A 24451-nucleotide genomic window follows, 5' to 3' on the forward strand; every position below is an offset into this window, starting at 1 on the left:
CATCTCGATGGCCGGCCGGTGTCGTTGTTTGCCCCGGACCCGCCGACAAGAGTCGAAATCCGCGCCAGCTTTGGGCATGCTGCGACAGTGGGAGTCCACAGTGCGGGTGGAGGGGTGTCGTGGCGACCTTTCAATGCTCCTCGTGCGGCCGGGAGATCAAGCCGGCCGTCCGATGCCCGCACTGTGGGGCAGATCAACCACAGTGGGTCGAGCACCTGGCCGACATTGAGCGTTCGATCGCGGAGATGAAGGCGCGCGACGCCGCCATCGCCCGCGAGCAGCGGCAGATCGCCGCCAAGATGCAGGCCGCGCTCTTCCAGCGGGACATCCTCGCCCACGCCGGCGAGGAGCGGATCAAGCAGGCCACCCGGCCGCGCCGGGTGCTGCGTCGCCGCCCCGGCCGGCGGCCACCGACCGCCACCATGGGAACGCCGCCCCGGGTGCCCCGCCAGGGCACCCCCTCCGCCCCGGAGGACCCGCCGCCGCCCCCGCCCCGGGCCGCCTGGCTGGACGTGGACGACCCGGAGCACCCGCCGGAGGCGTCCTCGCGCGAGGTGCAGAACATCCCGCTCGGGCTGGGCGCGCTGCTGCTCGGCGTCGCCGCGGTGGTCTTCGCCGCGGTGGCCACCAGCTCAATGGACGCGCTGGCCCGGCTCGGCATCCTGCTCCTGGCCACCGTGTTGATGCTGCTCGCCCCACCGGCACTGGCCCGGCGCGGGCTCACCTCGACCGCCGAGACCATCGCCGCGGTCGGCCTGCTGCTGGTGCCGCTCGCCGGCAACGCCCTCTGGGCGGTGGACCGGATCGGCACCGGCGGCGGCTCCGGCACGGTCTTCGCAGGGGTGATCTTCGCGGTGACCGCCGCCGTCGCCTTCGGGTACGCCGGTTGGACCGGTCTGCGCGCGCCCCGCTTCGCCACAGTGCTCGCCGCCCAGCCGGTCCTGCCTCTGCTGGCGTACGACCAGATCACCGGCCCGGGCGGCTGGGCCCTGGTGCTGGCCCTGGTCGCCCTCGTCAACCTCGGCCTGGCCCGCTCCGGCGTGACCGTCGAACGCCCCGTCCGGCAGGACCTGCCATCGCCGGGCACGCCGTCCGCGCCGCGTCAACGCGACGCGGAGAGTCGACCGGAGGGCGACCCGGAGGAGGCCGCCGAGCTGATCGACGCCAGCGGCGGCGCCGCTGACCCGCGGCCGACCCGACCGGTGCCCGGCCTGCGTGAGCTGACCTGGTTGCTACACGCCGTGGCGGTCGCCGTCTCGCTGGCGTACGCGGTCACCGCCCTGCTGCGGGCGCAGACCGTGCCGACCGCGACCGGCGCCGGGGTGGTGCTGCTGCTGGCTGCCATGATCGGGCTGGCCGGCGCGTTGGTGCTGCGTCGCCCGCCGCTGCCGGACGTCGCGGCAGGCATCGTCACCCTGGCGGTGATCGGCTCGCTCAGCCGAATCGCCTCGGTGGCACTGCCCGGCCGGGCGCTCCTGCTGATCGCGGCGGTCATCACGGTGACCGGGCTGGCGGTGCGCGCGGTCCCGGAGGCGGCCCGACGTGGCCCACAGTTGGCCTCCGCGGTGGCGCTGACCGTCAGTGGTCTGGTGGTCGCCGGCGGCGCGCTACGCGCCGGGGTGGCACCGGTCCGGGCGGCACTGCCCGCCTGGAACCCCGACCTCAGCCGGTACCCGGGCGAGCTGGCCGCCGCCGTCGGGCCGACCACCTGGCAGCTCGCGGGTGCCGCGTTCCTGCTCACCATCGCGGCGGTGCTGGCCCTGCCCACCGAGATCCGCCGGGAGTTCGCGGTCGCCGGCGCCGCGCTGACCGCGCTCGCCGTCCCGGCCTCGTTCGGTCTCGGCTGGGCGACAGCACCCTGGCCAATGGTGATCACCGCGATCGGCATCGGGGTCATCGGGCTCTCTGCCCGCACCGACCGAGCCGCGGTGGCCCACGCCATCGGGGCGGCCGTGGTCGGCCTGTTCGGCGCTGGTGCCAGCCTGGCCAGCCCCACCCTCACCGCCGCGGTCCTGATCACCCTGTTCGTGGCCGGCACGCTGGTCACGCTGGCGCCCCGGATCCGGATCGCCTCGGCCGCCTCCGACACGGTCACCGCCTGGGCCGCCGGCGGCGCCGCGTTCGCGCTGCCCGGGGCGGTGGCGGCGTTCGTGGCCGCGAGCATGCCGAGCGACCCGACCCTCACCCCGGCCAGCCTCCGCGAGGTGACCGTCCCGATCCTGGCGGCCAGCTTCCTGGCGGTCTGCGTGACCCTGGGCTACGCCGCCGTCGTGCAGGTCTCCCAGCGCCACATCCCCGCGCCGCTGTCGGTCGGCACCGGGCTGGGGGCGCTGATGGTCACCGCCGCCGCGTTCGGGGCGCCCGGCGCGACCGTCGCCGACGCCTGGGTGGGCGCGCTCCTGCTGGTCGCGGCGGTGCTGCTCTTCCTGGCCCCCTCCATCGACGCCGGCCGTCGAGCCGACCTCACCCTCGACGGCTCGGACCTGGCCGCCGCGGCGGTCACCACCGCCCTGATCGCCACGCTGGTACGGATCGGGGCGGTACTCGCCCCGGGTGGGCAGCTGGCGGTGGCCGCCGCCCTGCTCCTGGTGGTCGCCGTGGGCGCCCGCAGCATGCCGGAGGAGTGGCGACGCGGACCGATCCTCGGCCTCACCGTCGGCGGCGCCCTGATCGGCGTCCTCGCCGGCTGGTCGGCGATCCGCGGTGGGGTCGGCGTGCTGGCCACCCCCGGCCCGATCTGGAGGGGCGATCTGAGCGACTGGCCGGCCGCCCCCGTCGGCGGTGCCACCTGGCAGGCGCCGGTCGCGCTGGCGCTGCTGGCCCTCGCCGCCGGCATCCTGCTCCCGCCGCCGTGGCGCTGGGACGTGTCCGGCGTGGCGGTGGTGCTCGCCACGATCGGCGCGCCGGCCGCATTCGATCTGGCCTGGTGGTCACCGGTCCTGGTCGGCGGAATGGTCGCCACCGTGTTCGGCATGGCAGCGGTGGCCACGGAGGAGGCGCGCGCCGGGCTGTCCCGGGCCACCGTGGCCGGGGTCGTCGCGCTGCACGCCGCCGGAGCCGGACTGGTCCGCCCGTGGACCACGGCCCTGGCGCTGGGCAGCATCGCGCTGATCGGCGTGGTGGTGGCCACGCTGGCCCGCGTCCTCGCCGGTCCACAGGTCGCCGACATCGAAACCGAGGGGATGCCACCGCACCTGGCGCAGATCGGCGGCGCGGCGATCGGTGCCGCCCTGCTGGCCCTCCCCGGTGCGGTGGCGGCACTGTCCGCCGAGTTCGAACACTCGGCGCAAGTGGTGCTGACCGCCGCGCTGGCCGCGACGAGCCTCGGCCTGGCCGCCGTGGCCGCGGTCCGCCGGCTGGTGCCGCAATATCTGCCCTGGGTCAGCGTGGCGGTGGTCGGCGGGGCCACCATCAGCGCCCTCGCCGCCATCCCCACCGGCCTCGCCGCCGGCGTCTACGCGGCCGCCGCCGCCCTGCTCGGCGTACTGGCCGAGCTGATCCGCGCGGCCACCGTGCCGCCCACCGGCGCGGCCCAGCCGGTCCGGCGCTGGGCGGTACGACTCGACGGCGCCCTACGGCGGTTGCCGGACGACCCGGAGCGCCGACGGTGGCGGGTCAACCCGGCAGCGGGTGCGTTGGCCGCAGCGGCGCTGCCGACCGCCCTGGCGCTCGCCTCGATCGCACCCGCACTGGTCACCGCCCTGGTCGAGCCGCACCGCACACTGACCCGGATCTGGCAGGGCCCGCCACCGGAGCTGCTCACCCCACCGTCGGACGTGGTCAACCCGACCCACGTGCTGACGGCGTTGCTGCTCACCGCGACCGCCGCGCTGGCCGCCACCGGGTTCAGCGGTGGGCGGCGGTCCCGTGCCGTGCCGGTGGTGCTGCCCGGGGCGGCCGTCACGCTGCTGATCGCACCCATCGCGCTGGGCCAGGGCTGGCCCGCCAGCACCGTCGCCGCGCTCTCCGTCTTCACCATCGCGATGCTCGGTCTCGCACTGACCCCACCGCCGCCGCTGGTCGAGCGGGCCCGCTCACTGCGGCTGGCCCGGGTGCTGGTGTTCGCCATCGGTCTGGCCGGTGGCAGCGCCGGGCTCGCCGGCAGCCTTGCCGACCGGCAGATGACCCTGTTCACCCTCGGCAGCGCGGTCGGGGTGGGCGCGGTGGCGGCGCTGTTCGGCACCACCCAGCGAGCGCGCATCCTCGGCTGGCTCTTCGCCTCACTCATGGCGCAGCTCTTCGTGCTCACCGCCGGCCTGGTCGCCGGGCTGGCGGCGGTCTGGTCCGCGTTTGGGGTGCTCGCCGTCGGCGCGGTCCTACAGGTGCTCGCCGCGACCCTGCCCCGGCTGCGCCGCCCCGAGGCGCAGCGGGAAGCGTCCACCGTGGAGTGGACCGGGTACGCTGCCGCGCTGATCGCGTTGGCCCTCGCCTTCGACTCGCCCCGCCACATCGCCGCCCTGCTGGCCGCCTGGGGCGCTGTCCTCGGGGTGGCGGCGACCCGACCCGGTCGCCGGCCGGTGGAACGCCGGATCCTGTTCTGGGCCGTGGTGGTGTGTGAGATCACCGCGTGGTGGATCCTGATGCGGGTCGCCGACGTGGCGTTGCCCGAGGCGTACACGCTGCCGTTCGCCGTGTTGGCCCTCCTCGTCGGAGTCCTGGAGCTGCGTCACCGACCCGACATGAGCAGTTGGGTGGCATACGGGCCGGCGCTGGTCGCGGCCTTCGTGCCGACGCTGGCCATCGTGCTGGCCACCGAGTCCAGCACGCTGCGGCAGATGCTGCTGCTGCTCGGCGCGGTCGCGGTGCTGATCTTCGGCTCGTCCAGCCAGCAGCAGGCCCCGGTGATCGTCGGCGCGTCGGTCACCGCGATCACGGCGATCCACGCCCTGTTCAGCCTGGGGCCGTGGCTGGCGCTGATCCCGGTGGGCATCCTGCTGCTGGTGCTCGGTGCGAGCAACGAACGCCGCCGCCGCGCCCAGGAACGCCTACAGACCGCCCTGCGCGGCATGAGATGACTAACCGGAGGGTCCCCGCGGCGTGGGTGAGATGAAGCGGAGGGTCCCTGCGGCGTGGGTGAGATGAAGCGGAGGGTCCCCGCGGCGTGGGTGAGTGGGGGCGGTGAGTGGGCCGGGTTCGCGTCACCCGCGTCGCCTCGCGCGATCTTGCACTTTCTGTTGCGGCATAAGGGGTAAAAGCCGCGAAGCAACGACCGAAAGTGCAAGATCGCGGGCGGGGCGGGGCGGGGTGCGGGGTGCGGGACCGGGTTAGTGCAGGGTGGCTTGGAGGGCGGCTTCCTTGGTTGCCACCAGCTTCTCCAGGTCCTGCTGGTAGGTCGTCATCTTGGCGCGCAGGCCCTCGTCGGCGGCACCGAGGATCCGTACGGCGAGCAGGCCGGCGTTGCGGGCGTTGCCGATCGACACGGTGGCGACCGGGATCCCGGCCGGCATCTGCACGATGGACAGCAGCGAGTCCATGCCGTCGAGGTGCTTCAGCGGCACCGGCACACCGATCACCGGCAGCGGCGTCACCGAGGCGACCATGCCCGGCAGTGCGGCGGCACCCCCGGCCCCCGCGATGATCACCTTGAGGCCCCGGTCGGCGGCGTCGCGCCCGTACTCGATCATCGCGACCGGAGTCCGGTGCGCCGAGATCACCCGGACCTCGTACGCCACGCCGAAGTCGTCCAACACCTCGGCGGCGGCCCGCATGGTCGGCCAGTCCGAGTCGCTGCCCATGATCAAGCCAACCGTGCTCACTGCGGCCCTCTCCTCGTTCCCGAAACCGTGACTCACTCGTGGCCCTCGCGCAGCCAGCGTGCGGCCCGCGCGGCCCGCGCCCGCAGGTCGTCCAGGTCGTCACCGAGCACCGTGACGTGCCCGATCTTGCGGCCAGGTCGCACCTGCTTGCCGTACAGGTGCACCTTGGCACCCGGCTCGGCGGCGAAGAGGTGGTGCAACCGCTCGTCGATCGACATCCCGCCCGGCTCACCGCCGAGCACGTTCGCCGACACCACCACCGGGGCGGTCAGCGCGGTGTCACCCATCGGGTAGTCCAGCACGGCCCGCAGGTGCTGCTCGAACTGTGAGGTCCGGGCGCCCTCGATGGTCCAGTGCCCGGAGTTGTGCGGACGCATCGCCAGCTCGTTGACCACGATCGCGGGCCGGCCGGCGTCGTCGCGCACCTCGAACAACTCCACGGCCAGCAGGCCGATCACACCGAGCGCTGTGGCCAGGTCGATGGCGAGCTGCTGAGCGGCGACCGCCAACTCCTCGTCCAGGCCGGGCGCCGGGGCCAGCACCTCCACGTTGATGCCGTCGCGCTGCACTGTCTCGACCACCGGGTACGCGGCCACCTGACCGAACGGCGAACGGGCCACCTGCACGGCCAACTCCCGCCGCAGCGGCACCCGCTCCTCGACGATCAGCCGGGTGCCGCCGGCGAGCAGCGTGGTCGCCAGCTCGGTGGCCTGGGCGGCGTCGTCGACCATCCAGACGCCCCGGCCGTCGTACCCACCCCGGGCCGCCTTGAGCACCACCGGCCAGCCGACCTGCTCGCCGAAGCCGACGAGGTCGGCGGGCTCCCCGACCGGCCGCCAGGCCGGATTGGGAGCACCCAGCTCGGTCAGGCGTTCCCGCATGACCTGCTTGTCCTGGGCGTGCAGCAGCGCGTCAGCCGGCGGGTAGAGGGGCACCCCTTCGGCCGCCAGCGTGCGGATGTGCTCGGAGGGCACGTGCTCGTGGTCGAAGGTGACGACGTCACAGCCCTTGGCGAAGGTGCGCAGCGCGGCCAGGTCGGTGTGGTCGCCGTACTGGACGTCGGCGGCGACCAGCGCCGCGCCGTCGTCGGGGGCGGTCGCGAGCACACGCAGTGACTGGCCGAGGGCGATCGCGGCCTGGTGGGTCATCCGGGCCAACTGGCCGCCACCCACCATGCCGACAACTGGCAGACCGGTACGGGAATCCATAGCGCGGCCAGCCTATCCGGGTCGCCGACGGGCCCGCCGGGAGGGCCGGCGCCCCGCCTCGGAAGCGCTGGCGGGGCCACCCGGCGGGCGACGCAGGCGACTACTGGGCGTGGCCGTGTGCTCAGCTCAGCTCGGCGACCAGGTCCTCGACCGTGGTGACCGGCCGCTGGCAGACGAAACCCCGGCAGACGTACGCGGCGGACTGCCCCTCGACCAGCGGACGGTCGGCGAGCAGCGGCACACCCGGCTGGTCCGGACGCCCTGCGACGACCACAGCTCCGGGCGGTGCGTGCCGGCGGGCGGCGGCCACCAGGGGGTCGCCGGCCGGATCGTCGGTGACCACGGCGATCTCGTACGGCCCGGAGAGCAACGCCTCGCCGACCATGGCCGCGTACCCGGTGAACCGGGGGTGCTTGCCGACGATCGGCGCGACAGTGCCGAGGGCCGCCTCGGCGGCCTCCCGGTAGCGCGTCTCCCCGGTCAGCGCCGAGTACGCCACCAGCCCGGCGATCAACGCCGACCGGCCGGACGGGGTGGCGTTGTCGGTCGGGTCCGCGGGGCGGGCGACGAGCCGCTCCGCGTCGTCGGCGGTGTCGTAGAAGGCGCCACCGGGCGCGGCGAAGTGCGCCAGGGCCGTGTCCAGCAACTCGCCGGCCAGGGTCAGCCAGCGGCCCTCGCCGGTGAGCTGGTGCAGCGCGCAGAAGGCCTCTGCGACACAGCCGTAATCCTCCAGGACACCGGCCGGCTCGCCGACCTTGCCGTCCCGGGAGACCCGGCGCAGCCGGCCGTCCACCAGGTGCACGGTGGCCAGGTGCTCGGCGGCCTGGCGCATCGCCCCGTCGGCGACGATGGTGACGCCGTCCATCAGGTTGGCGTCCTCGTCCTGCGGTGACGCGTACACGGCAGCGACCTGCTGGAACTCGGCGATGGCGGTGATCGCCAGACCGTTCCAGGCGGCCACCACCTTGTCGTCGAGGGCCGGCTGAGGGCGGGTGTCCCGGGCGGCGAGCAGCCGCCCGACCACCTGCTGCCAGCGGGCACGCACCTCGGGCGCGGCATCGTCCACGTCCCGGGCGAGCTTGAGCACGCTCATGCCGTGCTCAAAGGTGCCCTCGTCCGTGACGGTGAACAGGTCGGCGGCGAACCGGCCGTCCTCCTCGCCCAACGCCTCCACGAGTTGGGCGGGCGTCCAGGCGTAGGTGAGCCCCTCGACGCCCTCGGTGTCGGCGTCCAGTGCGGACGCGAACCCCTGCCCAGGCCGATGCAGCTCGTCGGCGAGGAACCGGGCGGTGTCGCGGGCCACCCGGCGGGCCAGCGGGTCGCCGGTGAGTCGCCACAGCTGGGTGTATACCCGCAGCAGCAGCGCGTTGTCGTAGAGCATCTTCTCGAAGTGCGGCACCGTCCAGTGCGCGTCCACCGAGTACCGGGCGAAGCCGCCCGCGAGCTGGTCGTAGATGCCGCCCCGGGCCATCGCCTCGGCCGTGTGCCGGGTGATCTCCAGGCTGCCCGGGTCGCCGGTGCGCTGGTGGTGGCGCAGCAGGAAGAGCAGGTTCATGTGCGGCGGAAACTTCGGGGCGCCGCCGAATCCGCCGTTCGTGGCGTCGTACTCGCTGGCCAGCTTTGCGGCCGCCGCGTCGAGCAGCGGGGCGTCCAGCGGGGCGGTGGGGCCGCCCACGGCCTGCGCGCCGCCGATCGCCTCGACCACGGCGGCGCCCTGGCCCAGCACCGCCTCGCGCTGCTCCCGCCAGGCGGTGGCGACCGACTGGAGCAACTGGACGAAGTTGGGTCGCGGGAAGTAGGTGCCGCAGAAGAACGGGGTGCCGTCCGGGGTGGCGAAGACGGTCATCGGCCAACCGCCCTGGCCGGTCATCGCCTGGGTGGCGGTCATGTAGACCGCGTCCACGTCCGGGCGCTCCTCACGATCTACCTTGATCGACACGAAGTCGTCGTTCATCAGGGCGCCGACCTGCTCGTTCTCGAACGACTCGTGCGCCATGACATGGCACCAGTGGCAGGCCGCGTAGCCCACCGAGATGAGCACGGGTACGTCCCGCCGCTTCGCCTCGGCGAACGCCTCGTCCGACCACGGCCACCAGTCGACCGGGTTGTCCTTGTGCTGGAGCAGGTACGGACTGGTGGCGTCGGCAAGTCGGTTCACCTGACGACCATAACCAGCCCCGGCGCGGACCGCGCGGGCTCCACCCGGACGGTCAGGACGCGCCGTCGGCGCGGAGCCGGAACACGTTCGACTCCGCCGAGTCGCGCAGCGACCCCAGCACCGCGCCGATCTTGTCTGCCGGCATCGGCTTGAAGAAGTGGTAGCCCTGCGCGGAGGTGCAACCAAGCTCGGCCAGGGCCATCCGCTGCTCGGCGGTCTCCACCCCTTCGGCGACCACCCGCAGCCCCAACTCGTGAGCGAGGCCGACGGTCGTCCGGACGATCGCGGCGGCCTCCGGCGAGTCGGCCATCCGGATGACGAAGGAACGGTCCACCTTCAACTCGTCCACAGCGATCCGGGTGAGGAAGGTCAGCGACGAGAAGCCGGTGCCGAAGTCGTCGACAGCGAGTTGCACGCCCATCGACCGGAGCGTCGCCAGCACCTCGTCGATGACCTCCAGCTCGCTCATCACCACCGTCTCGGTGATCTCCAGAACGAGCCGGTGCGGCGGCACCTGGTGGCGGCGCAACGCCTCGGCGATCTCCGCGGGCAACCGGGGGTCGAGCAGGCTGCGCGCCGAGAGGTTGACCGAAATCGGGACGTCCAACCCCTCCCGGGCCCAACCGGCGGCCACGCTGAGCGCCTTGTTCAGCACGTAGCGGGTGAAGGTGCCGAGCTGCTCGCTGTTTTCCACCGGCCGGATGAAGTCGACCGGGTTCAGCCACCCACGCCGGGGGTGCTGCCAACGGATCAGCGCCTCCACCCCGGTGGGCGCACCGGTGGCCAGGTCGACCGCCGGCTGCAACGCCAGCACCAGCTGATCGTCGACCTTCAACGCCTCACGCAGCTCGGCCAGCAGGGCGAGCTGGTCGGTGCTGGCCGCGTCGCGCGCGCCGTCGTACGCGGCGACGTTGCCACCGCCCTCCTTGGCCTGATACATCGCGATGTCGGCCCGACGCAGCAGCTCGGTCAGGTCCGCGGTGCCCGCGGCGGCCACCACCACCCCGACCGAGACCTCGATGGACATCCGTACGCCGGCCACCTCGGTCGGTGCGGCCAGCCGTTCGGCGATCTCGCGGGCCTGACGCAACGCGTGGGCCATCGGAGCGGTCCGGTCGCCGAGCACCGGCACCGCCGTGAGCAGCAGGGCGAACTCGTCGCCACCGAGTCGACCGAGCAGGTCACCGGCGCGGACCAGCGCGCTGAGTCGGTTCGCGGTCAGTCGCAGTAGCTGGTCACCCGCCGCGTGGCCCAGGGTGTCGTTGACTTCCTTGAACTGGTTGATGTCCAGCAGCAGCAGCGCCACCGGATGGTCGTGGCTGAGCTGTCGCAGCGACTGGTCGCCCTTGCTGAGCATCGCCGCCCGGTTGGCGAGCCCGGTGAGCGGGTCGTGCACCGCCTCGTACGACGAACGGGCGGTCACCAGCCGCAGCTCGCGGTGGGTCGCGGCGTCGTGCAGCGCGGCGGCGAGGGCGTCGCCGAACGCGGCCACCGCGTCACGTTCCCGGGCCGTGGGCGGGGCCGAGCGGGGGAACCGCACCCGCAGCCGACCGACCGGCGTGGCGCCGACCGACAGCGCCCGGCTCAGCTCGTGCTCGTCCAGCTCCGGCTGGTCCGGTGCGGCGGTCTCCCGGTCGACCAGCTGACCGCTGGCGTCGCCCCGGTAGCGGTGCCACCGGCCGTCGGCGCGGGCCACGTCGACGTCCACCAGCTCGGCGTTGAACAGCGTCAGCGCCCCGGTGACCGCCGCGCTGGCCACGCCCCGCTCGTCGAGCTGGTTGAGGGCCGCGGTGGCCTCGGCGAAGGCACGCCAGGTGCGGCGCTCCTGATCGGAGCGCAGCCGGTAACGGTAGGTCTGCTGCAACAGCCACAGCAGCGGCGGCAGCAACAGCAACCAGCGCGGGTCGAGTTCCAGCAGGGCGACCACGACGAGGCCGACCGCCACGTTGCCGACGAACATCAGCAGCTTGCCGCGCAGCGCGGCGAGCAGCGGCGGCCCGATCGGCAGCCCGTGCCGCAGGCCCAGCGTCACGCCGCCGAGCCAGGCGGTCACCAGCAGGTACGTCACCGAACCGGCGATCACGGCCAGCGCCAGCATCGGGGTGGGTGGCGAGAGCAGCGGCCGCCCGAGCGCGGTGGTCACGGAGACGGCCAGTGCCGACGCGGCGGCCAGCGACGCGGCGATCCGGACGATCTCCAGGGCCGGACGGCGATCGTTGTGCAGTGACAGCAACGTCCAGGCCAACCCGGTGCCGAGCAGCGTGGCGGACGGGAGCCAGCCGGCTGGAGTCAGATAGAGGCAGACGATCAGGGCCGCCTCGCCCCAGGTGATGCTGACCATGCCCGCGGCCGAGCGGAATCGCAGCCGGGCGAGCTGGGCGAGGGCCAGGACGGCGACGGCGATGCCGAAGCGGGCCGGACCGCCGAGGGGGTCGTCAGCCGGCAGCCGGACCGGAAGGGTCAACCCGACCGCGGCGGCCGCCAGGGCGGTCAGCGTGACGGCGGCGGTGAGCACGAGCAGCCGGCCCGGTGTGCCACGCACACCGAGCCGATCGAACGGGTCGTCGGCCGGACCGGAGGTCATCGACCTCCCCCGTCAGCCGACCGACCGACGTCGCGGTGGGCGGCCGGTGCTGTGCTGGTCATCGGCGCCCCCTCCCGCACACGGCTCGGAGACTTTTGGTCCCCCCGGCGGAAGGCTAAGCCAAACCGGGTGGCCGCAACAGGGGGCGACCACCCGGTTCAGCGTGATTCACGCGCGGACTACCCGTTCAGGTGCTGCTGGTGCCCGTTGGGAGCGGGCGTGGATGAATCACGCCCCCCGGTCCCGTCTGTCGGATCGACGACTGCCGCATCGGCCCTGGTCGGGTCGGTCGGCCCGGACTGCTGGGGGAAACGGTCCGGCAGACGGCGCAGCCGAGCGTTCATGTTGCGGATCAGCAGGATGGTCGCGGTGGCCAGCAGCAGGATGAGGAAGAGGCCCATCGGCCCGGCCAGACCACCCGTGCGGGTGTCCCCGAAGTTGTTCTCCGCGAGCACCTGGGCAGCGGTCAGCATGGCGTTCCTCCGATGTGCGGTTGGTAACCAGGGTAGCCCCGCCGGGAATCAGCGCGCGTGCGCCGTCTCCCGAACCCCGGCGAAGAGATCGGACTCGGGCAGCGGGCTGTCGACCATCGAGCGGGCCAGCTCGTAATCCTCGGTCGGCCAGGCGCGCTGCTGGAGCTCCATCGGCACGTGGAACCAGAAGCCGTCCGGGTCGACCTGGGTGGCGTGGGCGCGCAGCGCGTCATCGCGGACCGGGAAGTATTCGGCGCACTCGACCCGGGTGGTGATCCGCGGGCCCTTGTCGGGGCGATCCTCCCACCGCTTGAGCCACTCCTCGTAGGGCGACTCCAGACCAGCGGCCAGCATGCCCTCGTGCAAGGCCATGATCTTGCCCTTGGAGAAGCCGATGTCGTAGTAGAGCTTCAGCGGCTGCCAGGGCGCGCCCAGCTCGGGGTAGCGCTCCGGGTCACCGGCGGCCTCGAACGCGGCCACGCTCACCTTGTGGCACATGATGTGGTCCGGGTGCGGGTAGCCACCCTCCTCGTCGTACGTGGTCACCACGTGCGGACGGAACTCGCGCATCAGTCGCACCAGCGGGCCTGCGGCGACCTCGACGTCCTGGAGGGCGAAACAGCCCTCGGGCAGCGGCGGCAGCGGATCACCCTCGGGCAGACCCGAGTCGACGAAGCCCAGCCAGGCCTGGTCGACGCCGAGGATCGCCCGCGCGGCGTCCATCTCGGCACGCCGGATCTCGCCGATGTTGGCCCACACGTCAGGTCGGTCGAGCTTGGGGTTGAGCACGCTCCCGCGCTCGCCACCGGTGCACGTCACGACCAGGACGTCCACCCCCTGAGCGACATATTTCGCCGTCGTCGCCGCGCCCTTGCTCGACTCGTCGTCCGGGTGCGCGTGCACGGCCATGAGACGCAGTTGCTCTGCCAACTTCGGCGCTCCTCGTCTGTGCCGGACGGTGGACCCGACCGGGCTCGACCGGCTGACCTGCCGGGATCTTTCCTCACCGCACCCTGTCACCGGCCACCAGCGCCGGGCATGACCTGCCATTCCTGCCGCTGGACCGGGTGGGAGGATGGTGCTCTGTCATTCTTGCCGATGCCGCCGACAACAACGCCAGGAGATACCCGCCGGTGACCGAGACGCACGCCACAATTTCACCAGGCGCGCCGGTATTCCCGGCCGGGCGCTACGGCCGCCGTCGGGCACCGGGCGGAAAGCGCCGCCGTACGCTGCTGGCCGCGCTGGCGCTGTTGGCGCTCGTGGCGACGCTGACCGTGATCTCGGTCCGGCTCTACCGCCAGTACGGCGACCCGGCCTACGACGCCCAGGTGATCACCTACACCGACATCACGGACAAGCAGGTGCTTGTCGACTTTCGGGTGACCGTCCCGCCCGGTGGATCAGCGGTCTGCGTGCTGCGCGCCCGCGACCGTGCCGGCGCCGAGGTCGGCCGCGAACAGGTCACCGTGACCGCCGATCCCGGGGATCGGCACGTCACGACCCAGCACCGCCTGGCCACCACCGCGCGGCCCTTCATCGGCGAGGTCCTGCGCTGCCGACCACCGTCCTGAGCTGCCCGAACAGCACCAAGGGCGGGGCTGACGGGGCGCCTACCGGCGGTGTCGGATCCGGACACCGGCGGTGATGGCCGACACGCTGTGTCGTACTGCACTGGTAACTTGGTAGTTCACCTGTCAGCCAGCCACGCACAACTGAGGAGAACGCCTGTGTCCACTGGCAACGAGGCGCCCGCCACCTGGCTGTCGCAGGACGCGTACGACCGCCTCCAGGCCGAGCTCGACGAGCACATCGCCAACCGTCCGGCGATCGCAGCTGAGATCAACGCTCGGCGCGAGGAGGGCGACCTGCGGGAGAACGGCGGCTACCACGCCGCCCGCGAGGAGCAGGGCAAGGCCGAGGGTCGCATCCGCTACCTGCAGGAGCTGCTGCGCACCGCGAAGGTCGGCGAGGCCCCGACCGCCGACGCGGTGTCGCCGGGCATGGTGGTGACGATCTACTTCGACGACGACACCAACGACACCGAGACCTTCCTGCTCGGTTCCCGGGAGATCGCGGCCACGACCGACCTGACCGTCTACAGCCCTGAGTCCGCGCTGGGCAAGGCGATCCTGGGCGGTCGGGCCGGGCAGACCTGCACCTACACGGCGCCCAGCGGCGCCGACATCAAGGTGACAGTGGTCAGCTTCGAGCCGTTCTCCGGCTGACCGTCGCCGGTCGCGTCACCCGCTGCCGGCCGGCTCGACCGAGCCCGGCACCCGCTGTCGAAACACCGCGCATCCGAGGCGTGGCACCCACCGGTGTCACGCCTCGGCCGCGAAGACCACCTGGTAGCCGCTGGCCCGTAGGGCGCTGATCAGGGTGTCCGAGTGCTCGACGCCCCGGGTCTCCACCGACAGCGCCACCTCCACCTCGCCGAGGCTGAGGTGCGGGTTGGCCCGCTGGTGCTCCACGTCCACCACGTTGGCCCGGTGCTCGGCAATCTGGCTGAGCAGTGACGCGAGCTGCCCCGGCCGGTCCGAACAGCGGACGGTCACCCGCAGGTAGCGACCCGCCGCGGCCAACCCGTGCTCGATCACCCGCAGCATGAGCAACGGGTCGATGTTGCCGCCGGAGAGCACCGCGACCACCGGCGTCTCCACCTCGACCACGCCGGCCAGCAGCGCGGCCACACCGACCGCCCCGGCCGGCTCGACCACCTGCTTGCCCCGCTCCAGCAGCATCAGCAGGGCCCGGGAGATGTCCTCCTCGGAGACGGTGACGATCTCGTCGACCAGCTTGCGCACGTGGTTGAAGGTGATCTCGCCCGGCCGGCCGACCGCGATGCCGTCGGCGATGGTGGAGAAGACGGGCAGCCGGACCGGTTCCCCGGCCACCAGTGAGGGCGGGAACGCCGCCGCCCCGGCCGCCTGCACGCCGATGATCCGGACGTCCGGGCGCAACGCCTTCGCGGCCACCGCCATGCCCGAGATCAGACCGCCGCCACCCACCCCGGTGATGATCGTTTTCACCTCCGGGCACTGTTCGAGGATCTCCAGCGCCACAGTGCCCTGCCCGGCGATCACATCGGGGTGGTCGAACGGGTGGATCAGCACCGCGCCGGTGCGCTCGGCGTACGTGTGCGCGGCGACCAGCGACTCGTCGACGGTGTTACCGGCCAACTCGACCTGCGCGCCGTACCCCTTGGTGGCGGCCACCTTCGGCAGCGGCGCGTTGACCGGCATGAAGACGGTGGCGTGCGTGCCGACCAGGCCGGCGGCGAGAGCCACTCCCTGCGCGTGGTTGCCCGCGCTCGCCGCGACCACGCCGCGCTCCCGCTCCGCCGCCGACAACCGGGAGATCCGCACGTACGCGCCCCGCACCTTGTACGAGCCGGCGCGCTGCACGTTCTCACACTTGAGCCACGTCGGCCCGCCCAGCGCCGCGCTGAGCGGCCGGGAGGGCTCCAGCGGGGTGGTGCGGGTGACGCCAGCGAGCAACTCCCGTGCGGCCCGCACGTCGTCGAGACCGACCAGTTCCGTCATGCCCCGATCGTGCCACCCGACTCCGGAGCCCTCGGCGGCGACACCGGAGTCCCCGACGGCGCGCACACCGTCGACGGTCAGGCGGTGGCCGGCGACTCCGTGCCGACCCGGGGGTAGCCGGGGGCGTGGCGCGTCCACGGGGCGGCCATCTCGAACTGACCGGCCACACCGAGCAGCAGCAGCTCCGAGCCGGGTGGACCGACCAGCTGCACGGCGACCGGCAGGCCGTCCGGGCGGCGGCCGACCGGCACGACGACCGCCGGGAGGCCGGCGATGTTCCAGGGTGCGGCGTACGGGGCGTACCGGATGTTGGCTGTCATGTTCGCCCGCCAGGACCGCTCCGACCAGCGGGCCGCCTCCGGTGGCGCGCTGGCCAGCGCAGGGGTGAGCAGCAGGTCGACCGAGTGGTCGGTGAAGAAGTCGACCGATCGTTGCCGCCAGGCGGCCCGGTCCGCCTCCCGCACGTAGCCGCGACGCTGCGCCCACTCGCCCAGGGCGACGTGCCGCCGGGTACGCCGTTGCAGGCCACGCCGGTCCAGACCGGAGGCCCGGACGTCGGTTGCGGCTGCGGCGAACCAGGTGGCGATGCCCTGCAGGCCGAGCGCGGTCGGGTAGACCGGATCGGCCGGCACGGTGTCGTGCCCGGCGGCGGCGAGGAGCCGACCGGCGGCGGCGACAGCGTCCCGGTTGGGCGCGTCCGGTGCGACACCGCGCACCGGGGACCGCAGCGAGACACCCACCCGCAGCCGCTGCGGGGGAACCAGCTTCTCGGGACGCCGGCCGGCGAGCACCGAGAAGCCGACCGCAGCGTCGGCGACGGTGCTGGTCAGCATCCCGTGCTCGGTGAGGCCGAACCAGTCGTCCGCCCCGAGCTGGCAGGGGACCACGCCCCGACCGGGCTTGAGCCCGACGAGTCCACAGCAGGCCGCGGGAATCCGGATCGAGCCGAGACCGTCGTTGGCGTGCGCGATCGGCACCAGCCCGGCGGCGACCGCGGCGGCGGCACCACCCGAGGACCCACCGGGGGTACGCGTGCTGTCCCACGGGTTACGGGTCACTGCGCTTTCGTCGTCGGTCAGCGCCCACAGCCCCAGCTCCGGCATCCGGGTCACGCCGAGGATCACCGCGCCGGCGCCGCGCAGCCGACGCACCACCTCGTGGTCGGCCTCCGCCACGTCGGTGCGGGCGGCGGCCGACCCGTTCCAGGTGGGCAGGCCGGCGACCGGGGTGTTCTCCTTGACCGCCACCGGAACCCCGGCCAGCGGCAGGTTGGCCAGGTCCTCCTGCTCGTCGACCTTCTCCGCCTCGGTGATCGCCTCACCGCCGCGAACGGCGCGGAACGCGGCCAGCTCACGGTCGGCTCGGGAGATGTACTCGAGGTGGTCGGCGACGACCTGGGTCGCCGAGACGTCACCTCGGCGTACGCCCCGGGCGATCTGCTTTGCGGTCGCTCCGACCCAGGTCGCCATGATGTCCTGCACGGCCATCCTCCCCCAGCGGTCAGCCCAGCGCCTGCTCCAGATCGGCGAGTAGGTCGTCGACCGTCTCGATGCCGACAGACAGTCGCACGAGATCGCCGGGAACTTCAAGCGGCGAGCCGGCAGCACTTGCGTGTGTCATCCGACCCGGGTGCTCGATCAGGGATTCCACACCACCCAGCGACTCGGCGAGCACGAAGAGCTTGGCCCGGTTGCAGATGTCCACTGCGTGGTCCTCACCACCGGCGGCGCGGAACGAGATCATGCCGCCGAATCGGCGCATCTGCTTGGCGGCCACCTCGTGACCGGGGTGCGAGGGCAGCCCCGGATAGAGCACCTGGGCGACCTTGGCGTGACCGTCGAGGTACGCGGCGAGCCGCTCGGCGTTGTCGCAGTGCCGGTCCATGCGTACCCCGAGGGTCTTGATGCCCCGCAGGGTGAGCCAGGCGTCGAACGGGCCGTTGATCGCGCCCATCGCGTTCTGGTGGTAGCGCAACTCCTCGCCGAGCCCGGCGTCGGCGACGACGAGCGCGCCACCGACCACGTCGGAGTGCCCGCCGACGTACTTGGTGGTGGAGTGCACCACCACGTCCGCGCCGAAGGCGATCGGCTGCTGGAGGTACGGCGAGGCGAAGGTGTTGTCCACCACCAGCAGGGCGCCCGCGTCGTGTGCCACGGCGGCCAGGGCGGCGATGTCGGCGATGCCGAGCAGCGGGTTGGTCGGCGTCTCCACCCAGACGATCTTCGTGCGGCCTGGCTGCACGGCCGCACGGACCGCGTCCGGGTCGGAGACCTTGGCCGGGCTGAACTCCAGGCCCCAGCGCTGGGCGACCCGGGCGAAGAGCCGGTACGTGCCGCCGTACGCGTCGTCCGGGATCACCACGTGGTCGCCGGGCTGGCACACGGCCCGCAGCAGGGTGTCCTCCGCCGCGAGGCCGCTGGCGAAGGCGAGCCCCACCGGCCCGCCCTCCAGCGCCGCCAGGCACTCCTGGAGCGCGTCACGCGTCGGGTTGCCGGAGCGGCTGTACTCGTAGCCGAGGCGAGGTGCGCCGACGGCGTCCTGGGCGTACGTGCTGGTCTGGTAGATCGGTGGGATCACCGCGCCGGTGCGGGCCTCGGGGTCCTGACCGGCGTGGATGGCGAGCGTCTCGAAGCCGTGACTCATTCTGGTGAGGCTAGTGCCCCGTCCCGAGGGCTGGAACGGAACCCGCGCTCCCGGGCGAGGGTCGGACCGACCGGCCCGACCCTCGCGCTCCGCAGGCCCGGTCAGGCGGCCGGGACGTGCAGGACGTGCAGGGTCGCCGGACGGGCTCCGGTCCAGTCCGAGGTGACCGCGTAGACCCGGGCTTCGTTCGGCGCCCAGGCCAGCCCTCCGGCACTGAGCTCATCGCCCAACTCGTAGCGGGCCTGTTCGGTGCCGTCCGCCGCGAACACGAAGACGTCCGGGTCGTAGGCGGCGTCGGCGCCGGCGGCGATCCGGGTGCCGAGACGCGACAGCTCGACCGCCCGCGGGTAGGGACCGGTGGCGTACGCCGCGCTGGGGGTGGAGATGTCGGCGAATGGGAACGCCTGCACCAGCGGTGGGGAGCCGGCAGCCGTGTAGAGGGTGGTGCCGGTCGGGTCGAGGGCGATGTCGCGCAGGTTGCTGCCGACGGCCGAGAACTGGTTGGTCCGCAGCATGGTCAGCGCTCCTGCGGCACCGATCCCGTAGGCGTACACCGACGCCGGGCTCAACCCCGGCTGACCGGCGAGCAGCACCGCCCGGTTCTGAGCGGCGGCGGCCAGCAGCGGAGCGTAGTAGAAGTCCTCGCTGACCACGCCGGTGCTGAGGCGGGCCGGCTGGCGTCCCAGGTCGATCCGGCCGATGTTGCCGCCCCACTGGTCACAGCCGTAGCCGAACCACAGGTACCGGCCGGTCAACGCCAGCGACGACGGGCACTCGCCCGCTCCGGTGTCGTACCGGGCGGACTCGAGCAGCGAGCCGGTGTCGAAGGCGGCGATGGCGTTGGCGGTGGGCAGCGCCACGTAGAGGGTCCGCCGGTCGGCGCTGAGCAGCAGGTCGGTGGGGCCGGGCAGACCCGACAGCGTGCCGACCACAGTGCCTGTCGCGGTGGTCACCACGACATCGGTGGCGGAGCTGCCACCGCTGACGAAGACCCGGTCACCGGCCGACACCACGTCGGCCACCGTGCTCAGCGGCAGTGGGGTGGCGGTCGGCGCGGCGGCCGCCTGGGCGTGGCCCGGGGTCGCGCCGGTGAGCAGCCCGGCGGTGAGTGCCGCCAGCGCCAGGGTGAGGCCTCTTCTGATCTGCAAGCTTGGTCCTTTCGGAGCATCGACGCGCACGCCGATGGCCGGGATCGCCCCGCACTCATCCATTCACGTAGATGAGTACCACAGTCGGTTGACGCGTGGGGGGCACCGTGACCCGCGAGGCCGCCGACATAGCCTGGCCCGATGAGCGGTTGCGTGTTCTGCGGGATCGTGACGGGCGAGGTGCCGGCGTTCCGGGTGGCCGACACCCCGGACGGGGTGGCGTTCCTGGACACCCGGCCGGTGTTCAAGGGGCATGTCCTGGTGGTCCCCCGGGTGCACCTGGTGACCCTGGCGGAGTTGCCGGCCGACCTGCTGCCCGACTACTTCGCCATGGTCCAGCGGCTGGCGGTGGCGGTGGAGACCGCTCTCGGCGCCGGTGGGACGTTCGTGGCGATGAACAACAAGGTGTCCCAATCGGTACCCCACCTGCACACCCACGTGGTCCCACGCACGAAGGGCGACGGGTTGCGGGGCTTCTTCTGGCCGCGGACCCGCTACGACGACGACACCGAGGCCCAGACGTACGCGGACCGGATCGCGACGGCGCTCCCCGGTGTGCCTGACTCAGCCTCACGCGGGTAAGGAAGCCAGACCCTCCGGTGTTACACGCTGGGAGTGGTACGAGAGGAGATCCCACGTGTTTTTGCGCCGTATGAACGCCGATATGGTCTCGCCCGACCAGGCCCTGCCGGGCCGTCAGATCGCCATGCCGGTCGCCGACCGCCACGAGGTGCTGGGCACCCCGTTGAAGGGCCCGTTCCCTGAGGGCCTCCAGGTCGCGGTCTTCGGCATGGGCTGTTTCTGGGGCGCCGAGCGGCTGTTTTGGACGCTGCCCGGCGTCTACACCACCTCCGCCGGCTACGCGGGTGGCATCACCAAGAACCCGACGTACGAGGAGACGTGTTCCGGCCGGACCGGGCACGCCGAGGTCGTCCAGGTGGTGTACGACCCCAGCAAGATCAACTATGAGGATCTGCTGAAGGTCTTCTGGGAGAACCACGACCCGACCCAGGGCATGCGCCAGGGCAACGACGTGGGCACCCAGTACCGCTCGGCGATCTACACGACCACCGACGAGCAGCGGACCATCGCGGAGTCGTCCCGGGACGCGTTCCAGCCGATCGTGACGCGGGCCGGCAAGGGTGAGATCACCACCGAGATCGCTCCCCTCGGCAGCTACTACTTCGCCGAGGACTACCACCAGCAGTACCTGGCGCCGACCAAGAACCCGAACGGGTACTGCAACCACGGCCCGAACGGCCTGAGCTGCCCGGTCGGAGTCGCCCGCGTCGGCGGCTGACCATCGCCACCCGCACAGTGTGATGCCCGGCCGCCGATGAGGTGGCCGGGCATTCCCGTTCGGCCCTGTGATCGAAATCCGTTGCCGAGCCCGACGAGAACTCGATAACGTGGCCGTACACGTGAAAGGAGGTGGTCCAGACTTGTATAGCAATCGGACTCGTGAGGTGGCTGTCAGCTAGCCGCTGTCCTCGACAGTGATCGGCCTGCCGCGAGGCGGGCAAAAAGCACCATCGTCGAGACCGTGTGGCAGCGGTGCGGCGAATCCACGACAGCCACCCGACCCCCGGGGTGCCGGCCAAGTCCAGCCGGCCCGCGTACATGCGCGGAGCGCCCCGGGGGTCGCTCCATATCCGCGGGAGTGGCGATGTCCATGCGCGAGCTGGTGGTGCTGGGGACGGCCAGCCAGGCGCCGACCCGTCAGCGCAACCACAACGGGTACGTGTTGCGCTGGGACGACGAGGTGATCCTCTTCGACCCGGGTGAGGGCAGCCAGCGTCAACTCCTGCACACCACCGTCACCGCCACCGACCTGACCCGGATCTGCGTCACCCACTTCCACGGCGACCACTGCCTGGGCCTGCCCGGCACCATCCAGCGACTCTCCCTGGACCGGGTGGCGCACCCGGTTGCCGTGCACTTTCCCTCCGGCGGCGCCGAATACTTCGCCCGGCTGCGGTACGCCACCTCCTTCTACGAGACCGCCGAGCTGCGGGTCGAGCCCATCGAGGCGGACGGGCAGCGCATCGCCCTGCGCTGCGGCACGCTGGAGGCACGCCGGCTCCGACACCCCATCGAGACGTACGGCTACCGGCTGGTCGAGCCGGACGGGCACCGGATGCTGCCGGAGAAGCTGGCCGCGTACGGCATCGCCGGGCCGGCCGTCGGCGAGCTGATCCGCGTCGGGCACCTGGACCTCGACGGACGCCGCGTCACCCGGGCCGAGGTGAGCGTGCCCCGGCCGGGGCAGCGGTTCGCGTTCGTGATGGACACCGGCCTCTGCGACGGGGTGTACGCCCTCGCCGAGCACGCCGACCTGCTGGTCATCGAGTCGACGTTCCTGGAGTCGGAGGCCGCGCTCGCCGCCGAGGTCGGCCACCTGACCGCGGCGCAGGCAGCCCGGGTGGCGACCGAGTCCGGCGTACGCCGACTCGTGCTCACCCACTTCTCCCAGCGCTACCCGGACCCGCGCCGGTTCCACGACGAGGCGCGCGCGCACTTCGACGGCGATCTGATCATCGCCGAGGATCTGACCACGGTGCAGCTCCCGCCGCGCCGGGTAGCCTCGGCCGGGTGACCGTCACGCTCCGCCCCGCGACCGAAGGCGACCTGATGGCGGTGGGTGCCCTGCACCAGCGCTCCCGGGTCGCCGCCTACTCCGCCTTCCTGCCGGCCGAGGCACTGGCCGACCCGACACCGGAGGCGATGGGGCGGTACTGGGTCGAACGGTGGATCTGGGAGCGGGACACCCACCGGATGACAGTGGCCGAGCGGGCCGGTGCGCTGGTCGGGTTCAGCCACCTGGGCCCGGACGACGAGGACGACCCCGCCACCGGGCTGCTCAACGCGATCCACCTCGACCCTGCCGAGCAGGGCCGCGGCGTCGGCCGCACCCTGATGGTGGACGCCCTGGAGGCCATGCGGGCGCAGGGCTGGCGGCGTGCCGCGCTCTGGGTGCTGCGGGACAACGCCCACGCCCGCTCGTTCTACGAACGCGGCGGCTGGACCCCGACCGGAGCGGAGCGTGAGGAGCACATCGGTACCGCCCTCACGCCCCAACTCCGCTACACCCGGCTGCTGGATGCCTGAACGAGGCCTCCAGCAGGCTCAGTGGGCGCCCAGGTGGGACAGGAGGTCCTGGCGGGTGAGCACACCCTTGGGCTTGCCGTCGACCAGCACCAGGGCGGCGTCGGACTTCTCCAGCATGCCCACCGCCTCGCTCACCGGCTGACCACCACCGATCATCGGCAGTGGGTCGCCCATGTGCCGCTCGATCGTGTCGTGCAGGTGGGCCTGGCCGGTGAACAACGCGTCGAGCAGGTCCCGCTCGGCGATCGAGCCGGCGACCTCACCGGTCACCACGGGCGGCTCGGCCTTGAGCACCGGTAGCTGCGAGACGCCGTACTCGCGCATGTAGTCGATCGCGTCGCGGACGGTCTCGGTCGGGTGCACGTGCACCAGCTCGGGCAGCCCGCCCGGCTTGCTGGCCAGCGCGTCGGCCACCGTCGGCTCTGCGCCGGAGTTGTCGAGGAAGCCGTACCGGGCCATCCACGAGTCGTTGAAGATCTTGGAAAGGTAGCCACGACCGCCGTCGGGCAGCAGCACCACCACCACGTCGTCCGGGCCGGCCCGGCGGGCGACCTCCAGGGCGGCGACCACCGCCATTCCGCAGGAACCGCCGACCAGCAGCCCCTCCTCGCGAGCCAGTCGCCGGGTCATCTCGAAGGACGCCTTGTCGGAGACCTCCACGATCTCGTCGGCGACACCCTGGTCGTACGTCTCCGGCCAGAAGTCCTCGCCGACGCCCTCCACCAGGTACGGGCGGCCGGTGCCGCCGGAGTAGACCGAGCCCTCCGGGTCGGCCCCGACGACGCGCACCCGGCCGTCGGACGCCTCCTTGAGGTACCGGCCGATGCCGGAGATGGTGCCGCCGGTGCCGACGCCGGTCACGAAGTGGGTGAGCTCGCCGTCGGTCTGCTTCCACAGCTCCGGGCCGGTCGTCTCGTAGTGCGAGCGCGGGTTGGCCGGGTTGCTGTACTGGTTGGGCTTCCAGGCGCCGGGGATCTCCCGGGTCAGCCGGTCGGAGACGTTGTAGTACGAGCGCGGGTCCTCCGGCGCGACGGCGGTCGGGCAGACCACCACCTCGGCGCCGTACGCCCGGAGCACGTCCTGCTTGTCCTGGCTGACCTTGTCGGGGCAGACGAAGACGCACTTGTAGCCCTTGAGCTGGGCCACCAGGGCCAGCCCGACGCCGGTGTTGCCGCTGGTCGGCTCGACGATGGTGCCGCCGGGCTTGAGCAGACCGGCGGCCTCGGCGTCCTCCACCATCCGCAGCGCGATCCGGTCCTTCACCGAGCCGCCCGGGTTGACGTACTCCACCTTGGCCAGCACGGTGGCCTGGATGCCCTCGGTGACGTTACGCAGACGCACCAGCGGGGTGTTTCCGATCATGTCGACGACGTTGTCGTAGTACTGCACGGTGTGCCCTTCGTTGCGGCGCCGGCGGTGGGCGGCCGGGAAGACGTTTGCTCACCGCCCAGCGTACGTGTCGTCAGGGCACCAGCCCTCCGGGGATGACGGAGCTGCGGCGGGCCTCCCACTCCAGGAACCGGTCGGTCTCGGCGAGCACGCTGCCGGCCAACCAGGTGATCATGACCGCGTCGTCGGCCAGCCCGAAGATCGCCAGCGGGATCTCCGGGAGCAGGTCGATCGGCGAGACGATGTACGCCGTCGCCGCGGTCATCAGCGCCAGCCGAAGGCCGCCGTCGTACTCCCCCTTGGTGGTGGCTCGGATCATCCGGGGCAGCGCGGCCAACCGCGTGCCGATCGACGGCCCGTTGCGCGCCCCGGCCGCCAGGGCCCGCGCCAGGGCCGTGAACGCCGCGCTGCGCTTCAGTGTCTTACCCATCGTCGCGCT

Annotated in this window: 19 protein-coding genes; 7 read left to right on the top strand and 12 right to left on the bottom strand. The window is 72.6% G+C overall.

The window, feature by feature from the left end:
• The first annotated feature begins 119 nt into the window (after positions 1–119).
• Complete coding sequence (locus GA0070561_RS02200; RefSeq protein WP_091394167.1) at positions 120–5015, top strand: SCO7613 C-terminal domain-containing membrane protein; 4896 nt, start codon at positions 120–122, stop codon at positions 5013–5015.
• 249 nt (positions 5016–5264) lie between these two features.
• Here GA0070561_RS02200 and purE read toward each other — a convergent pair whose 3' ends face one another.
• The 6 genes from purE to mca form a co-directional block, all read right to left on the bottom strand.
• Positions 5265–5756 (bottom strand): 5-(carboxyamino)imidazole ribonucleotide mutase, encoded by a 492-nt coding sequence (purE, locus tag GA0070561_RS02205; protein WP_091394170.1) that lies wholly within the window; start codon positions 5754–5756, stop codon positions 5265–5267.
• Between the two features lie 32 nt (positions 5757–5788).
• Positions 5789–6964 (bottom strand): 5-(carboxyamino)imidazole ribonucleotide synthase, encoded by a 1176-nt coding sequence (locus GA0070561_RS02210; protein WP_091394173.1) that lies wholly within the window; start codon positions 6962–6964, stop codon positions 5789–5791.
• 121 nt (positions 6965–7085) lie between these two features.
• Positions 7086–9122: a thioredoxin domain-containing protein gene (locus GA0070561_RS02215; RefSeq protein WP_091394176.1), complete on the bottom strand. Its 2037-nt coding sequence runs from the start codon at positions 9120–9122 to the stop codon at positions 7086–7088.
• Between the two features lie 52 nt (positions 9123–9174).
• Positions 9175–11706, bottom strand: coding sequence for a putative bifunctional diguanylate cyclase/phosphodiesterase (locus tag GA0070561_RS02220; protein ID WP_091394180.1), 2532 nt, complete (start codon positions 11704–11706; stop codon positions 9175–9177).
• Between the two features lie 179 nt (positions 11707–11885).
• Positions 11886–12179 (bottom strand): hypothetical protein, encoded by a 294-nt coding sequence (locus tag GA0070561_RS02225; RefSeq protein ID WP_091394183.1) that lies wholly within the window; start codon positions 12177–12179, stop codon positions 11886–11888.
• Positions 12180–12227: 48 nt separating this feature from the next.
• On the bottom strand, positions 12228–13109 hold the full coding sequence (gene mca, locus GA0070561_RS02230) for a mycothiol conjugate amidase Mca (protein WP_091394187.1): 882 nt from the start codon (positions 13107–13109) through the stop codon (positions 12228–12230).
• Between the two features lie 203 nt (positions 13110–13312).
• Between mca and GA0070561_RS02235 the strand changes: the two genes are divergently transcribed.
• Together GA0070561_RS02235 and greA are read left to right on the top strand one after the other, a co-directional pair.
• On the top strand, positions 13313–13753 hold the full coding sequence (locus GA0070561_RS02235) for a DUF4307 domain-containing protein (RefSeq protein ID WP_091394190.1): 441 nt from the start codon (positions 13313–13315) through the stop codon (positions 13751–13753).
• Positions 13754–13909: 156 nt separating this feature from the next.
• Entirely contained in the window at positions 13910–14407 is a 498-nt protein-coding gene (gene greA, locus GA0070561_RS02240) for a transcription elongation factor GreA (protein WP_091394193.1), read from the top strand.
• A 96-nt stretch (positions 14408–14503) separates the two neighbouring features.
• On the opposite strand, the gene ilvA is transcribed toward greA, so the two are convergent.
• The 4 genes from ilvA to GA0070561_RS02260 form a co-directional block, all read right to left on the bottom strand.
• The gene (gene ilvA / locus GA0070561_RS02245) at positions 14504–15724 is read right to left on the bottom strand and encodes a threonine ammonia-lyase (protein ID WP_091397178.1); all 1221 of its coding nucleotides are present in this window, start codon (positions 15722–15724) and stop codon (positions 14504–14506) included.
• Positions 15725–15801: 77 nt separating this feature from the next.
• A complete protein-coding gene (locus tag GA0070561_RS02250) occupies positions 15802–17211 on the bottom strand; it encodes an amidase (protein ID WP_091394196.1) in 1410 nt (469 codons plus the stop codon).
• A gap of 13 nt (positions 17212–17224) precedes the next feature.
• On the bottom strand, positions 17225–18367 hold the full coding sequence (locus tag GA0070561_RS02255; RefSeq protein ID WP_091394199.1) for a cystathionine gamma-synthase: 1143 nt from the start codon (positions 18365–18367) through the stop codon (positions 17225–17227).
• A gap of 101 nt (positions 18368–18468) precedes the next feature.
• Entirely contained in the window at positions 18469–19515 is a 1047-nt protein-coding gene (locus GA0070561_RS02260; protein ID WP_091394201.1) for a hypothetical protein, read from the bottom strand.
• A 141-nt stretch (positions 19516–19656) separates the two neighbouring features.
• On the opposite strand from GA0070561_RS02260, the gene GA0070561_RS02265 reads away from it, so the two are divergent.
• The 4 genes from GA0070561_RS02265 to GA0070561_RS02280 all read left to right on the top strand — a co-directional run bounded on the left by GA0070561_RS02265 (position 19657) and on the right by GA0070561_RS02280 (position 22623).
• Positions 19657–20097: an HIT family protein gene (locus GA0070561_RS02265; RefSeq protein WP_091394203.1), complete on the top strand. Its 441-nt coding sequence runs from the start codon at positions 19657–19659 to the stop codon at positions 20095–20097.
• Between the two features lie 55 nt (positions 20098–20152).
• Positions 20153–20815: a peptide-methionine (S)-S-oxide reductase MsrA gene (msrA, locus tag GA0070561_RS02270; protein WP_091394206.1), complete on the top strand. Its 663-nt coding sequence runs from the start codon at positions 20153–20155 to the stop codon at positions 20813–20815.
• Between the two features lie 366 nt (positions 20816–21181).
• Complete coding sequence (locus GA0070561_RS02275; protein WP_091397182.1) at positions 21182–22111, top strand: ribonuclease Z; 930 nt, start codon at positions 21182–21184, stop codon at positions 22109–22111.
• On the top strand, positions 22108–22623 hold the full coding sequence (locus GA0070561_RS02280) for a GNAT family N-acetyltransferase (protein ID WP_091394209.1): 516 nt from the start codon (positions 22108–22110) through the stop codon (positions 22621–22623). Before GA0070561_RS02275 ends, GA0070561_RS02280 begins: the two co-directional genes overlap by 4 nt.
• An 18-nt stretch (positions 22624–22641) precedes the next feature.
• Here GA0070561_RS02280 and GA0070561_RS02285 read toward each other — a convergent pair whose 3' ends face one another.
• Both GA0070561_RS02285 and GA0070561_RS02290 read right to left on the bottom strand, forming a co-directional pair.
• Complete coding sequence (locus tag GA0070561_RS02285; RefSeq protein ID WP_091394212.1) at positions 22642–24012, bottom strand: cystathionine beta-synthase; 1371 nt, start codon at positions 24010–24012, stop codon at positions 22642–22644.
• Between the two features lie 73 nt (positions 24013–24085).
• Positions 24086–24442 (bottom strand): YkvA family protein, encoded by a 357-nt coding sequence (locus GA0070561_RS02290; protein WP_091394216.1) that lies wholly within the window; start codon positions 24440–24442, stop codon positions 24086–24088.
• Between the last annotated feature and the right edge of the window lie 9 nt (positions 24443–24451).

Source organism: Micromonospora saelicesensis (assembly GCF_900091575.1).
GTDB classification, from domain to species: Bacteria; Actinomycetota; Actinomycetes; order Mycobacteriales; family Micromonosporaceae; genus Micromonospora; species Micromonospora saelicesensis.

Excerpts from the sequence above, each read along its gene's own strand:
- GA0070561_RS02220 (WP_091394180.1), bottom strand. The coding sequence starts at position 11,706 with ATGACCTCCGGTCCGGCCGACGACCCGTTCGATCGGCTCGGTGTGCGT.
- GA0070561_RS02265 (WP_091394203.1), top strand. The coding sequence starts at position 19,657 with ATGAGCGGTTGCGTGTTCTGCGGGATCGTGACGGGCGAGGTGCCGGCG.
- GA0070561_RS02255 (WP_091394199.1), bottom strand. The coding sequence starts at position 18,367 with ATGAGTCACGGCTTCGAGACGCTCGCCATCCACGCCGGTCAGGACCCC.
- GA0070561_RS02250 (WP_091394196.1), bottom strand. The coding sequence starts at position 17,211 with ATGGCCGTGCAGGACATCATGGCGACCTGGGTCGGAGCGACCGCAAAG.
- GA0070561_RS02210 (WP_091394173.1), bottom strand. The coding sequence starts at position 6,964 with ATGGATTCCCGTACCGGTCTGCCAGTTGTCGGCATGGTGGGTGGCGGC.
- ilvA (WP_091397178.1), bottom strand. The coding sequence starts at position 15,724 with ATGACGGAACTGGTCGGTCTCGACGACGTGCGGGCCGCACGGGAGTTG.
- GA0070561_RS02290 (WP_091394216.1), bottom strand. The coding sequence starts at position 24,442 with ATGGGTAAGACACTGAAGCGCAGCGCGGCGTTCACGGCCCTGGCGCGG.
- GA0070561_RS02225 (WP_091394183.1), bottom strand. The coding sequence starts at position 12,179 with ATGCTGACCGCTGCCCAGGTGCTCGCGGAGAACAACTTCGGGGACACC.
- GA0070561_RS02275 (WP_091397182.1), top strand. The coding sequence starts at position 21,182 with ATGTCCATGCGCGAGCTGGTGGTGCTGGGGACGGCCAGCCAGGCGCCG.